The following is a 13,023-nucleotide window of genomic DNA, read 5'->3' on the forward strand; positions in this document are numbered from 1 at the left end:
AGGCGACCATCGACGTCTTCTACAGCTACGTCGCGAGCGACCAGGCCGCGTTCCGGCTCGTCTTCGAGTCCGACGTCACCAACGAGCCCGAGGTGCGCCGCCGCGTCGACCGCGTCAACACCGAGACAGCCGAGGCCGTCGCCGCGGTCATCCACGACGACACCGGGCTCCCGGCGGTTGCGTCGGAGCTGCTCGCGGTCAGCCTCGTCGGGATGGCGCACGTCGGGGCGCGCTACTGGCTCGACCAGGGCTCGGCGCTGTCCAAGGAGGAGGCCGTCGCCATGGTGAGCGCGCTGTCGTGGCGCGGCATCGGCGGGTTCCCCCGCACCGACGAGCCCGACGGTCGCTGAGCGGCGCCGTACGCGGGCAGCAGACGCCCGTGCTCTCGCTGCGCACCGCGAGATAGCGTGAACCTGCCTCCCGTCCGTGGAGGTGCCCGTGACACAGAAGAGAGGCCATGACGTGGACGTACGGATCGGCGTGCAGCACAGCCCCCGCGAGCTGTCGCTCGAGACCACGGAGACCAAGGAAGCGATCCTGCAGGCGTTCAAGGACGCAAGCTCGGGCGACGGGCTCCTCGCACTGAGCGACGACCGCGGACGCAGCGTGGTCGTCCCGGTCGAGAAGGTCAGCTATCTCGAGTTCTCCGGGGAGTCCGGCCGGCGCGTCGGCTTCGGCGAGTCCTGAGCCTGACCGGCATCACCCGCACGACACGCACGCCCCGTGGGGGCCGGGCTCAGGAGTCCAGCCCGAGCTCGGCCATCCGCGCGGCGTGGTTCTCCGTCATCCGCGCGAACATCCGCCCGATCGCGGCCAGGTCCATCCCGTTGCCACGGTCGTAGGCGCCGACCAGCACGGCCGTGAGCCCGTCGTGCTCCGCGGCCACCAGCTGCGCCTGGCTCAGCGCCTCGCCCATCAGGCGGCGTCCCCACAGCGCCAGCCGTCCCGAGATCGTCGGGTCGGCCGCGATCGCCTCTCGCACCCGTGCCACCACGAAGTCGGAGTCGCCGGTGCCGGCCAGGCTGTTGAGGACGAGCGCGCGCGTGTCCACATCCAGGTAGGCGGCGATCTCCCGATAGAAGTCGGCGGCCAGCCCGTCGCCGACGTACGCCTTCACGAGCCCTTCGAACCAGTCGGAGGGGGCGGTCTTGGCATGGAAACGGGTGAAGGTCTCCTCGAACGGCGTCATCGCCTCGTACGGGTCGACGCCCAGCGCGGCCAGCCGGTCGCGCAGCCCCAGGAAGTGACCGAGCTCGACGTTGGCCATCTGGGCAAGCTCGGCCTTGTCGCGCAGCGTCGGCGCCAGCGTGGCGTCCTCGGCCAGCCGCTCGAAGGCCGACAGCTCCCCGTACGCGATGACGCCGAGCAGCTCGACCACACCCTCGCGATAGATCGGGTCGTCGAACGCTGCGGAGGTCTCGGAGGGGGTCGTCGAGTCGGCCATGATCGAAGAGTAGCCATCGCCGGTACGTCGAGCCGCGCCCGTGCCGTCAGGCGCTGGGGATAGAGTAGTAATGCCCAGGCATGGATCACGGTCCCTCGGACCTTCTGTCGCCGGGCCGCGCGGTCGCCGCCGAGCAGCGCGTCGAACGTCGACGCTCCGCCGCCACGACCTCAGGAGACCAGGCCGCCAAAGACGCGCGGCACGATCGACAAGAAATCGAGAAGACCCCTGACTACGTTCAAAGACCTGGGCGTTCTCCCGGAGATCGCCGATGCCCTGGAGACCCAGGGCATCACCGACGCATTCCCGATCCAGGAGATGACGCTCCCCATCGCACTGCTGGGGAACGACCTGATCGGACAGGCCCGTACCGGTACGGGCAAGACCCTCGCCTTCGGCATCCCCGTCGTGCAGCGGGCCATCGCACCGCACGACCCCGAGTTCGAGATGCTCAGCGCCCCTGGCAAGCCGCAGGCGCTCATCATCGCGCCGACCCGTGAGCTCGCGCTCCAGGTCTCCGCCGACGTCTCTGCCGCCTCGGTCAAGCGCGGCACGCGGGTGCTGACCGTCTACGGCGGCGTCCCGTACGAGCCGCAGCTCGAGGCTCTCGAGCGGGGTGTCGAGATCGTCATCGGCACGCCGGGGCGTCTTCTCGACCTGGCCAAGCGTCGCTCGCTCGACCTGTCCCACGTCAAGGCGCTCGTCCTCGACGAGGCCGACGAGATGCTCGACCTCGGGTTCCTCCCCGACGTCGAGGCCCTGATCTCGCGCACGCCCGAGCTGCGCCAGACGATGCTCTTCTCGGCGACCATGCCGGGTGCGATCGTGGCGCTCGCCCGCACGCACATGCGTCACCCGGTCAACATCCGCGCGGAGTCCAGCACCGACTCCTCGATGGTGCCGGCGACGGCGCAGTTCGTTTTCCAGGCCCACGACCTCGACAAGCCCGAGATGGTGGCCCGCATCATGCAGGCCAAGGACTTCGGTCGCGCGGTCGTGTTCACCCGCACCAAGCGTGCGGCGCAGCGCCTCGCCGACGACCTGGCCGAGCGCGGCTTCAACGCCGCCCCTCTGCACGGTGATATGGCGCAGGTGGCGCGCGAGAAGGCGATGAAGAAGTTCCGTGAGGGCAAGGTCGACGCGCTGGTCGCGACCGACGTCGCCGCGCGAGGCATCGACGTCGCCGACGTCACGCACGTCATCAACTACAGCTGCCCGGAGGACTCCAACACCTACGTCCACCGGATCGGCCGGACCGGGCGCGCCGGCAAGAGCGGCAACGCGGTCACGTTCGTCGACTGGGCCGACATCGCGCGGTGGAAGACCATCAACCGCGACCTCGGGCTCCCGTTCGACGAGCCGCTGGAGACGTACTCGACGTCGGAGCACTTCTTCCACGACCTCGGCATCCCGAGCGACGTCACCGGACGCATCGTGCCGCCGTCAGCGCCGGCCCCGAAGGCCGACCGCCCTCGCTCGGGCTCGGGCTCTCGATCGGGTTCGGGAGCACGCGGCTCCGAGCGTGACGGTGGCGCAGAGGGCGGCGCCAGCGACCGTCCCCGTCGCAACCGCAACCGGCGCCGTACCCGCGGCGGCGAGCCTGTCACCGAGTCGGGCGAGAGCACGACGACGGCCGTGACGGCCACGACCGGCGCCCCGAGCGCTCCGCCAGCGGGCGACGACTCGCCGTCCGGTGAGGCCACCCCCCGACGCCGGCGCCGTCGTCGTCGCCCGTCGGGAGACGGTGGCGAGGGTCGGACCGACGGCGCCGAGAGCGCCGGTGCACCCGCCGCTGACGCCTGACGCACTCGCCGGCGATCTGACGTACCGAGCACCCACCGCACCTGTGCGGTGGGTGCTTCGTCGTTCGTGCGGCGACCCGAAGGGCGGCTCGTACGGCGTTCGTGCGGCGACCCGAAGGGCGGCTCACGCGACGACGACCACGACCGTCCCGACCGGGGCGAACTCCCACAGAGCGATCGCGTCCGGACGATGCTGCCGCACGCACCCGGACGAGAGAGGCGTCCCGAGCTGCTTGCGCGTCTGCACCGGTCTGCCGTCGCCGTCGACCGGGATGGTGTGGAACCCGATCGGCGCGTTGACGCCGCGTGTGAAGCGCACGAAGTACTCCATGGTGCTGCCCAGGTCGTACGACGTGGCGTGTCTCGACCGCGAGTAGACCTCGTACCTGCCGGGGCCGAGGTTGTCGAGCTTGCTGCCGGAGACCTCATACGTCCGTGCGGTCCGACCGTCCTTGCGGACGAGCCAGACCCGTTGCTCGCTCATCGAGAAGACGATCCGCCGTCCCTTCCCCGACCGTGCCGGGAGCGGCGCCTGCGAGGCGCGCGCCGACGTGGCGGTGGCGCCGGGGGTCGGCGTCGTCTGAGACGACGGGGACACCGACGGCGGGACCGTCGGACCCTGGACGGGACCCTGGACGGGACCCTGGACGGGGGCAGCCGGCGGGGCGACCTGCGCGTCACCGACCGAGGGCGCAGCGGGCGGGTAGACCGCTGGTCCTGCGGCGTCGAACCCACCGACGGGGGCCGCTCCGGCAGGCTTCACCAACGCGTCGATCCCGATCTCTGGAACGAGGTCCTCGTGAAGCGCGAACACCGTCGCCGCCATGCCGCCCGCCAGGATGGCGGCCGTCCAGCGCGGCCAGTGCCTCCGCGGCCGCCTTCGTGCGCTGTGACGCCCCGAGGATGTCACGGAACGATCACGGCGCACGGTCACGCTGGTCAGCGTACGGGCCACCGAGGTCCGCGTCGACGGAGGGGCGAGATCCTCCTCCGCGAACGGCGCACCGACCCGTAGCCAGGGTTCGCCGCCGCGCCTCGCCACGATCTGCGAAGATCTGCCCATGTCTCTCGCACTCGTGACGGGCGCCACATCAGGGATCGGGCTCGCGTTCGCCCGCGAGCTCGCGCGTCGCGGGGACGATCTCGTGCTCGTGGCGCGGGACGAGGCACGCCTCGACCGGCTGGCTGGTGAGCTCCGCGTAGCCGGCCGCACCGTCTACGTCGTGCCTGCTGACCTGGCCACCCGCGAAGGGGCGGCCCGCGTCGCCGAGGCCGTCCGCGAGCACCGCATCGACCTCCTCGTCAACAACGCGGGCTCGTCGATCGGGAAGTTCTTCGGAGACACCGACGTGGCCGACGAGGACGCCCAGCTCGACCTGATGGTGAAGGCACCGATGGACCTGATGGCCGCGGCGCTGGAGGTGATGCGTCCGCGCGGTTCCGGGCAGATCCTCAACGTCGCGAGCATCGCCGCGTTCACACCGCGTGGCACCTACTCCGCGCACAAGGCGTGGATCGTCAACCTGAGCCAGTGGATGAACATCCAGTACGCCCGCGAGGGCGTCGTGACGACCGCGCTGTGCCCCGGCTTCGTCCGTACCGAGTTCCACCAGCGCATGGGCGTCGACCCGAGCGACGTCCCCCGCTGGATGTGGACCAGTGCGGAGCAGCAGGTGCAGGGGGCCCTCGCCGACCTCGCCAAGGGCAGGCCGCTCTCCATCCCGACCGTGCGCTACAAGGTGCTGGGCACGATCGCCCGCTACGCGCCGGCCGGTCTGGTCGCCGCGGTCGCCAAACGGGGTCGGAAGCTCGCCGAATGACCGTGGCCGACGCCCAGGTCGCGGCCCAGGTCGTGAGCTCGCGGGTCATCGAGACGCCTCGAGGGGCGTTCGCCGCGCTCGACGCCCGCGTCCCGCCCGGCACGTCGAGACGGGGACACGTGCTCCTCGCGCCCGGGTTCACCGGAAGCAAAGAAGACTTCTCGGCCATCCTCCCCGCGCTCGCCGCGGCAGGCTGGCACGCGACGGCGTACGACCAGCGCGGTCAGTACGAGACGGCGGGCGACCCGGACGACGACTACTCGCTGCGGGGGTTCGCCGCCGACGCGCTCGCCGTCCAGGAGGCCCTGGCGCCGCACGGGCGCTCGCACCTCGTCGGCCACTCGTTCGGGGGTCTGGTCGCCCAGCACGCCGTGCTCGACGACGCGTCGGCCTGGCGGAGCCTGACTCTGCTCTGCTCGGGTCCGGCAGGGTTCAGGCATCCCGTCGTGAGGGAGCTCGCGAACGACCCCGAGGGGTCCACGCGGAGGCTGGAGTCCTTCCTCGTCGCCGTCCCCGCCCTCGGCCTGGAGGCGGTGTTCGAGAGCCAGGAGACCGAGCCCGACGCCGCGCCCGGCGTGCGCGACTTCCAGCGGACTCGGTTCGTGGCCAGCTCCCCCGAGTCGCTCTGCGCGATCGCCGCGTGCCTGCTCGACGCTCCGGACCAGGTCGACGCACTCGCGGCGACCGAGGTGCCGGTCGCCGTCGGCCGCGGCGCCGACGACGATGCGTGGCCGCACTCGGCCCAGGACGCGATGGCCGCGCGCCTCGGCACCGACGTCGTGGTCATCCCCGGCACGGGGCACTCCCCCGCCGCGGACGCACCGGAGGCGACGGCGGCGTTCCTGCTGAAGGCGTGGGAGCGCCCCGGCCTCTGACGCCCTCAGCCCGCGTCGACGATGGCCGCGACCGGCCCGCCACCGTCCGGACCCTGGTGCGCCGCCGAGACAGAGACGAACACGGCAGGGTCACCGGTCACCGCGGCGGTGACGCCACCGACCGCGGCCTTGATCTGACGGTGCCAGTGGACGTCGGAGTCGTCGAGCATCGCGTTGCGACGACCGCGCACCATGCCGTCCTGGCTCGCCTCGCACTTGAGGAAGACGTTGACGAGCCGGTCGTCGAGATCGCTCGTCCGCGGGCGCTCCGGCAGGTCCAGCCCGGCCGAGCGGATCGCGTCCCAGATGCCGTCCGCGTCGAGCGCGTCGTCCATGACCGCGTGACCGATCCGGTAGCGGCCACCGATCCCGCGCACGTTGCCCACCACCACGACCTGGGCACGGTCGAGCTCCACTCCTGAGGAGCAGGAGGCCACCGACGAGAAGAGCCGACGGTCCTTGAGGACGTCCGCGTCGGTCGGCATCTCGATCTCACCGAGCGCGACCGCGACGCCGAGCGCCGTCGTGCCGTTCGAGAGGTCCATCGACGCGAGCGTGTCCTCGGTCCACACCGACTCTCCGCGCGACGTGGCGTCGCGGATGGTGTCGATCGTGAGCAGCGGTGTCTTGGTCTGGACGTAGTGCACGTCGGCGGCGTCGGTGATGCCTGCACGCTCGACGGCGACCGTCACCGCGGCAGCGACCTTCTCGATCATCGCGGTGCGCCCGATCTCCTCGGGCAGCAGCACGTCGCTCATCGCGAAGCCGACGCTGAGCCGGGGCTCCTCGCTCGCCTCGACCGAACCGTCGGGCAGCGTGGCGAAGATCGTCGCGTGCGGGCTGATGACCCCGTCGGTGCCGCCGGACCAGACGATGGGGATCTCCTTGACCTCCGCCGCGGAGCGCGAGCCCTGGGCGACGAGGACTTCTCGGAACGCCCGGTCGGCGATGATCCGCGTGTAGTCGTTGACGCCGCCGTTGCCCTCGGTCTTGCCGATGATCGCGATGACGCGGTCGGCCTCGATCACGTTGTCCGCGATCAGCTTCTCGAGCTCGCTGGCGTCGGCGACGGAGTGGATCGGGACCTTGCGGACTTCGATCGCTGCTGGCATGGCGTTCCTCTCGGTTGGGGTACGTCGGTGGTCGGGGCGGCGTCGCGACGGCTCAGCCGGTCGGCTGCGGGGCCTGGACGGTCAGCGGGTCGGGGCTCACGCGGGTGCCGGTGCGCCCAGCGACGGCCTCGCCGATGCGGGGCAGGGAGGTGATGACGCCGGTACGGCCCGTGTGCGACGCGAACCGCGCCACCGCCTCGACCTTCGGCCCCATCGATCCGGCCGCGAAGGCGCCGGTCGCCGCGAGCCTCCGGATCTCCGAGACGCTGATCGCTCCGATCGGCTCGGCCTGCGGTGTGCCGAAGCCGAGGACGGCCGCGTCGACGTTCGTCCCGATCACGAGGCCGTCGGCCTCGATCCGCTCGGCCAGGAGCGCCGCAGTGAGGTCCTTGTCGATGACCGCCTCCACCCCGACGTACGAGCCCGACGTGTGCACGGTCGGGATGCCACCGCCGCCGGCGCAGACGACGACGAACCCGTCGGCCAGCAGGGTGCGCACGGCGGGGATCTCGAGGACCGCCCGCGGCTCTGGCGAGGCGACGACCCGGCGCCAGCCGCGACCCGGGACCTCGACCCACCGCTGGCCGTGCGCCCGCATGGCCGCGGCCTCCGCCCCGCTGGCGTAGCGGCCGATCGGCTTGGTCGGCACGAGGAAACCGGGGTCATCGCGGTCTACCAGGGTGCGCGACACCAGAACGGCGCTGCGCGCGTGGTGGCCACGACGTCCGAGCTCCTCGTCGAGGGTGTCGAGGATCAGCCGGCCGATCGTCGCCTGGGTCTGCGCGACGCACCAGTCCAGCGGGACGGGGGGCACAACGTTGGCGGCCATCTCGTTCTTGAGCAGCAGGTTGCCCACCTGAGGACCGTTGCCGTGGGTCAGGACGATCTCGTGCCCCGCCTCGACGAGGTCGGCGACGCTGCGCATGGACGCGAGGATCGCCGTGCGCTGGTCCTCGGGACCGACAGACCCGTCTGGCGCGGTCATGGCGTTGCCGCCGAGGGCGATGACGAGGCGCATGCGACGAATCTAGGGGCGTATGTCGGTGTCGGCACTGGCGAAGATCGCCAACGCGGCGGCGTCGGCCCGTCACACCTTGACCAGCAGGGCGGGACCCGTTCTCCTCGCCGGGACACCGCAGATTACCCTGTGCGCATGCCACGACGCCGCACTCTCGTGCTGGTGCCCCTCGCGCTGACGCTCCTCGCCGGCTGCGGGCATGCGCCCATGTCCGAGAAGTCCGTGGAGGAGAAGGCGTCGGAGGAGATGGGCAAGCAGATCGGGCTCGCGCCGGTCGTCGACTGCCCCGACGACCTGGAGTCGCGTGCCGGCGCGACGATGGACTGCACCCTGTCCGACCCCAACGGCAGCAACAAGGAGTACTCGATGACGGTCCGCGTCGTCAGCCTCGAGAACGGTGTCGCGAAGCTGAAGTTCGCGCTCGACGACGGCGACTGACCAACCGCCGCGAGGATGCGCGGGCGCTCATTGTGGCACTCGCACGACGTCGACGGCGGCGAAGGCCGCACCGTCGGCGAGCCGGGCGTAGCCGGGACCGCGGTCGAAGAACACCTCGCTCGGCCGGTCCGAACGGCGAGCGGCGCGCAGCGCCACTGTCGCCTCCTCGTCGACACCGAGGTCGTCCCCGTCGCCGGTGAGGACCACGGCGTAGTCCGCCTCGGCGGCGCGCCGCGAGACCTTGGCCCACACGACGTCGCGGACGACGAGAGCGGGGTCGCGGTCGAGCGGGTCACCCCAGCCCCCGCCGCCGGTCGTCCGGATGCGGACGGTCTCCCCCGCGCGCACCGGCTCGGCGTCGGCGAGCGCGTCGACGAGCCGCTCGTGCCGCCCACCGGGGTCCACCACCACCTCGAACGGACGCCCGGCCAGCCCACCGTTGACCCCCCAGCACGCGAGGATCGAGCGGTCGGCGATCGACATGAAGTGGGCGTCGGCGAGCATCCGCAGGTGCTTCTCGTAGCCGAGCCCGCCGCGGAACGTCCCGGGCCCACCCGAGTCCACCGCCAGCGAGAGCGACTCGACGACGAACGGGAACCGCGACTCGGTGAACTCGGTCGGCAGGTTCCGCGAGTCGGGCACCACGTGGATCGTGTCTTCGCCGTCGGCGTAGTAGCGGCCGCCCGAGCCGCCACCGAGGACCTCGCGCATGAGGTACGGGCGACCGACGAGGTCCGTCCCGTACACGCCGGTGTAGCGGATCGTCTCCTGGTCGGCGGGCATCCGCCCGTCCACGGCCTTGGCAAGCACTCCTGCGAGGACCCCGAGCAGACGCAGGATGACGAAGGTACGAGCGTTGGTCGGCGCCGGGAACTCAGGTGTGATCAGCGTGCCCTTGGGTGGGAACCGCATCTCGATCAGGGGCACGACACCCTCGTTGACGTCCAGCTCGGCCATGCGTTCGGGGGTGTCGGCGAGGTTGCGCAGGATCGGTGCGAGCCACTTCTTGAGGAAGACGCCGTCGGAGTAGTCGCCGCAGTGGTTGATCGGTCCCTTCGCCTGCGGTGACGTGCCGGCGAAGTCGAGGACGACCCGCTCGCCACCGGGATCGTCCGCACCGGTACGGGTGAGCGTGATGCGCTGCGTGTGGAGCTGCGGCTCGTCGACCCCGTCATGCTCGGCGTAGTCCTCCCAGACCCACGTGCCCACCGGGATCTTCGCCAGGATCTCCCGCCGGTAGGTGTCGGTGGTGCGGTCGATGATCGCGTCGAAGCACGACTCGACGGCGTCCACGCCGTAGCGGTCGAACAGCTCTCCCAGGCGACGTGCGCCCATGAGGCAGGCAGCGCACTCGGCGTCGAGGTCTGCGGCGAGCGACTCCGGCATGCGGGAGTTGCGGGTCATGATGGTCAGCGCGGCACGGTTCGGGACGCCCGCGTCCCAGAGCTTGATGGGCGGGACCATCAGTCCCTCCTCGTACACGCTCGTCGCCGCGCTCGGCATCGAGCCGGGGACGGCTCCGCCGATGTCGTCATGGTGCCCGAAGGCCTGGATGAACCCGACGACCCGCTGCTCGCCCTCGACGCCGCTGAAGACGGGCACGGTGACACACAGGTCGGGAAGATGCCCGATACCGCCCTCGGACCGGTAGACGTCGTTGTGGAAGTACACGTCGCCGGGCTTCATCTGGTCGATCGGGAAGTCGCGGGCCACCGGGTGGACCAGGGCAGAGTACGAGCGACCGGTCAGCTTGCGCAGCAGCCTGTCGTGGATCCCGGCGCGGAAGTCGTGGGCGTCGCGGATCATCGGTGAGCGCGACGTCCGGGCGATCGCCGTCTCCACCTCGTGCTCGATCGACGCCAGGCTGCCCTGGACGATCTCGACGAGCACCGGGTCGGCGCTGCCGCCGGCGTCGTCGGTGAGCATGCCGAACGGGAACTGGGTGGGTGCAGGACGCGAGGTGGTCATGCGGGGCTCCCCGCTCGGGTGACGACCAGGTTGAGGTACGGATCGACGCGCGCGACGAACCCGGGATGGAGCGGGACCGTCGACCCGTACTCCTCGATGACCGCGGGGCCGTGGACCTCGTGCCCCGGCAACAGGGACGCACGATCGAGGACGGCCGCGTCGACGTACCCCGCGCGCGCGTCGAAGCACACCGGCCTGCGCACGGTCGTCGGCGCGGCCGCGATGCGGGTGACCTCGTGCCGACGAATCGCCGGTCGCCGGATCGGCCCGATGCCCGACACCCGGAGGCTGACCCACTCGACCTGCTGGGTGTCGTCACCGGCGAAGTCGTAGCCGTAGAGCGAGCGGTGCTCGCGGTGGAAGGCCTCGGCCACGGCGGAGACGACGTCCGCGTCCACGGGACCGCCGGGCACGGGGACGCGAACCTCGAACGCCTGCCCGAAGTAGCGCACGTCGGCGGTCCGGACGAAGCGCTGGGCCTCGGGAGGGAAGCCCTCGGTCTCCAGCGCAGCCGCCGCCCGTGCGGCCAGCCCGTCGTACAACCGCTCCACCTCGGCCGGGTCGAGCTCGGAGGCCAGCCGGACCGCGGTCTGCACGTAGTCGTTCTTGACGTCGACCGTCAGCAGCCCGAAGGCCGAGACGTTGCCCGGGCTGCGGGGAACCAGCACGGTCGAGATCCCGAGGACGTCCATCAGCCGGCACAGCAGGAGCGAGCCGGAGCCACCGAACGTCGTGAGGGTGAAGTCGCGGACGTCGAGCCCGCGCCTGACCGTGATCTGGCGCAACGCGTTGGCCTGGTTCCAGGCGGAGATCTCCAGCACTCCGGTCGCGGCCTCCTCGAGGGACAGCCCGAGCGCGGCGGCGAGCGACTCGAGACCCTTGCGCGCGGCGTCGACGTCGAGCGGGATCTCGCCCCCGAGCAGGTGCGGCGGGATGCGGCCGAGGACGACGTGCGCGTCGGTGATCGTCACGTCGGAGCCCCCCTTGCTGTAGCAGAGCGGACCCGGGTCGGCGCCGGCCGACTGGGGCCCCACCTTCAAGGTGCGCTCTGGGGACAGCCACGCGATCGACCCCCCTCCAGCACCCACGGTGACGACGTCGATCATCGGGATCTTGCTCGGGTAGACCCCCACGGTCCCCTCGGTGGTGAGGGTGGGCTCCCCGTCCACGACGACCGACACGTCGGTCGAGGTGCCGCCCCCGTCGCAGGTGAGGACGCGGTCGAACCCCGCGACCGACGCGATCATCGCGGCCCCGAGCGCGCCCGCGGCCGGCCCCGACAGCACGGTGGTGATCGGCTGGTGCACGACCTCCGCAGCCGAGAGCACGCCGCCGTTGGACTTCATCACGGAGAACGGAAGACCCTCGGTGAGCTCCTCGAGACGCCCGGCGATGCTGCGGACGTACGCCGACACCTTGGGCTTGACGGCGGCGTCGACCAGGGTGGTCATCGACCGCTCGTACTCCCGGTACTCACGGAGCACGTCCGACGAGATCGACACCACGGCCTCGGGGTGCTCCTCGGCGAGCACCGCCCGCATCGCCTCCTCGTGCGCCGGGTCGGCATAGCTGTGCAGGAAGCAGACGCCGAGCGTGTCGATCCCGCGCGCCCGGAACCACCGTGCGACCTCACGAGCCCCGTCGGTGTCGAACGGACGGATCTCCTCACCGGTCCACGACAGGCGACCGGCCACGCCTCTCACCCGGTCGCGCGGCACGATGCGGTCGGGCTTGACCCAGAAGTAGGAGTTGCCGTAGCCGTCCGGGACCGACTGACGAGCGATCTCGAGCACCGCCTCGTACCCCGCGTTGGTGATGAAGCCGAGTCGGCCGACCTTGCCCTCGAGGAGCTGGTTCGTGGCGACCGTGGTGCCGTGGGCGACCGCCGCCACGGTGTCCCGGCCGGCAGCGGGCCCTCCCTCGGGGTCGATCAGCGCCAGCACCTTGTCGATACCGGCGAGGAAGCCCTCGGCCGGGTCCGTCGGCGTCGACGGAGTCTTGGTGGTGAGGAGCTCACCGGTGGACTCGTCGAAGGCCACCACGTCGGTGAACGTCCCGCCGGTGTCGATCCCGATCCGGAGAGTGGCGTTGATCCGTCCTGGACGGGAGCCTGACGTCATGGTTCTCCTCGCGTGGTGAGCCCTGCTCCTCGATTCCAACGCAACCACCTCGAGACCCCCACGGCGAAGGTCGCCTGACCCCTCCGGGGAACCTTGGCACTACCTGACAGGCCGCCGGCGCGACCCGCCATCATTGTCCCGTGCTCCGTACCCAGCTGGCTGCTCTCATGGCGGTTGTCGCCCTCCTCTCCGGGTGTGGGGTCACCCCTCACGCAGCCCTCTCTGCCGCCGGCGCCGAGGTCGCGAGCGGCCTCCCGCACGTACGCCATGAGCTATCGGTCTGAGGAGCTGCGGATCTCCGGTCTCCTGCACGTCCCGCACCACGCGGTCGACCGGCCCGCGGCCGTGCTCGCCCACGGCTACCAGAACCCCCGTACGTACCGGAGCGGGCACGCGATGACCGACGTGCAGGACCGACTGGCGAGG

General features: G+C 71.3%; 11 protein-coding genes and 1 pseudogene. 6 read left to right on the forward strand and 6 right to left on the reverse strand.

The window, feature by feature from the left end; all coding sequences use genetic code 11:
• Positions 1–350 (forward strand): annotated as a pseudogene (locus PV363_RS10245) (TetR/AcrR family transcriptional regulator); the annotation flags it as partial.
• An 88-nt stretch (positions 351–438) separates the two neighbouring features.
• Positions 439–687: a DUF3107 domain-containing protein gene (locus PV363_RS10250; protein WP_301022274.1), complete on the forward strand. Its 249-nt coding sequence runs from the start codon at positions 439–441 to the stop codon at positions 685–687.
• A gap of 49 nt (positions 688–736) precedes the next feature.
• On the opposite strand, the gene PV363_RS10255 is transcribed toward PV363_RS10250, so the two are convergent.
• Entirely contained in the window at positions 737–1,444 is a 708-nt protein-coding gene (locus PV363_RS10255; protein ID WP_220343920.1) for a ferritin-like fold-containing protein, read from the reverse strand.
• A gap of 318 nt (positions 1,445–1,762) precedes the next feature.
• Between PV363_RS10255 and PV363_RS10260 the strand changes: the two genes are divergently transcribed.
• Positions 1,763–3,247: a DEAD/DEAH box helicase gene (locus tag PV363_RS10260; RefSeq protein WP_220346409.1), complete on the forward strand. Its 1,485-nt coding sequence runs from the start codon at positions 1,763–1,765 to the stop codon at positions 3,245–3,247.
• Positions 3,248–3,370: 123 nt separating this feature from the next.
• Here the strand turns inward: PV363_RS10260 and PV363_RS10265 are convergent, their stop codons facing one another.
• Entirely contained in the window at positions 3,371–4,072 is a 702-nt protein-coding gene (locus tag PV363_RS10265) for a L,D-transpeptidase (protein ID WP_220366045.1), read from the reverse strand.
• A gap of 235 nt (positions 4,073–4,307) precedes the next feature.
• Between PV363_RS10265 and PV363_RS10270 the strand changes: the two genes are divergently transcribed.
• Both PV363_RS10270 and PV363_RS10275 read left to right on the forward strand, forming a co-directional pair.
• The gene (locus PV363_RS10270; RefSeq protein WP_220343917.1) at positions 4,308–5,066 is read left to right on the forward strand and encodes an SDR family NAD(P)-dependent oxidoreductase; all 759 of its coding nucleotides are present in this window, start codon (positions 4,308–4,310) and stop codon (positions 5,064–5,066) included.
• Entirely contained in the window at positions 5,063–5,941 is an 879-nt protein-coding gene (locus tag PV363_RS10275) for an alpha/beta fold hydrolase (protein ID WP_301022275.1), read from the forward strand. Before PV363_RS10270 ends, PV363_RS10275 begins: the two co-directional genes overlap by 4 nt.
• Positions 5,942–5,946: 5 nt before the next feature.
• Here the strand turns inward: PV363_RS10275 and PV363_RS10280 are convergent, their stop codons facing one another.
• Positions 5,947–7,053: a ring-opening amidohydrolase gene (locus tag PV363_RS10280; RefSeq protein ID WP_220343915.1), complete on the reverse strand. Its 1,107-nt coding sequence runs from the start codon at positions 7,051–7,053 to the stop codon at positions 5,947–5,949.
• Between the two features lie 52 nt (positions 7,054–7,105).
• Complete coding sequence (gene arcC, locus PV363_RS10285) at positions 7,106–8,071, reverse strand: carbamate kinase (protein ID WP_220343914.1); 966 nt, start codon at positions 8,069–8,071, stop codon at positions 7,106–7,108.
• 135 nt (positions 8,072–8,206) lie between these two features.
• On the opposite strand from arcC, the gene PV363_RS10290 reads away from it, so the two are divergent.
• Positions 8,207–8,509: a DUF4333 domain-containing protein gene (locus PV363_RS10290; protein WP_220366048.1), complete on the forward strand. Its 303-nt coding sequence runs from the start codon at positions 8,207–8,209 to the stop codon at positions 8,507–8,509.
• Positions 8,510–8,536: 27 nt separating this feature from the next.
• On the opposite strand, the gene PV363_RS10295 is transcribed toward PV363_RS10290, so the two are convergent.
• Complete coding sequence (locus tag PV363_RS10295; RefSeq protein WP_301022276.1) at positions 8,537–10,477, reverse strand: hydantoinase B/oxoprolinase family protein; 1,941 nt, start codon at positions 10,475–10,477, stop codon at positions 8,537–8,539.
• Positions 10,474–12,597: a hydantoinase/oxoprolinase family protein gene (locus PV363_RS10300; RefSeq protein WP_301022277.1), complete on the reverse strand. Its 2,124-nt coding sequence runs from the start codon at positions 12,595–12,597 to the stop codon at positions 10,474–10,476. The genes PV363_RS10295 and PV363_RS10300 overlap by 4 nt, the downstream gene beginning before the upstream one ends.
• Between the last annotated feature and the right edge of the window lie 426 nt (positions 12,598–13,023).

It is taken from the genome of Mumia sp. (genome assembly GCF_028803055.1).
GTDB lineage: Bacteria > Actinomycetota > Actinomycetes > Propionibacteriales > Nocardioidaceae > Mumia.

Bases quoted from the DNA above. Each gene is read 5' to 3' on its own strand.
- PV363_RS10270 (WP_220343917.1), top strand. From the start codon at position 4,308: ATGTCTCTCGCACTCGTGACGGGCGCCACATCAGGGATCGGGCTCGCG.
- PV363_RS10260 (WP_220346409.1), top strand. From the start codon at position 1,763: ATGACGCTCCCCATCGCACTGCTGGGGAACGACCTGATCGGACAGGCC.
- PV363_RS10255 (WP_220343920.1), bottom strand. From the start codon at position 1,444: ATGGCCGACTCGACGACCCCCTCCGAGACCTCCGCAGCGTTCGACGAC.
- PV363_RS10265 (WP_220366045.1), bottom strand. From the start codon at position 4,072: ATGGCGGCGACGGTGTTCGCGCTTCACGAGGACCTCGTTCCAGAGATC.
- PV363_RS10290 (WP_220366048.1), top strand. From the start codon at position 8,207: ATGCCACGACGCCGCACTCTCGTGCTGGTGCCCCTCGCGCTGACGCTC.
- PV363_RS10275 (WP_301022275.1), top strand. From the start codon at position 5,063: ATGACCGTGGCCGACGCCCAGGTCGCGGCCCAGGTCGTGAGCTCGCGG.
- PV363_RS10295 (WP_301022276.1), bottom strand. From the start codon at position 10,477: ATGACCACCTCGCGTCCTGCACCCACCCAGTTCCCGTTCGGCATGCTC.
- arcC (WP_220343914.1), bottom strand. From the start codon at position 8,071: ATGCGCCTCGTCATCGCCCTCGGCGGCAACGCCATGACCGCGCCAGAC.
- PV363_RS10280 (WP_220343915.1), bottom strand. From the start codon at position 7,053: ATGCCAGCAGCGATCGAAGTCCGCAAGGTCCCGATCCACTCCGTCGCC.
- PV363_RS10300 (WP_301022277.1), bottom strand. From the start codon at position 12,597: ATGACGTCAGGCTCCCGTCCAGGACGGATCAACGCCACTCTCCGGATC.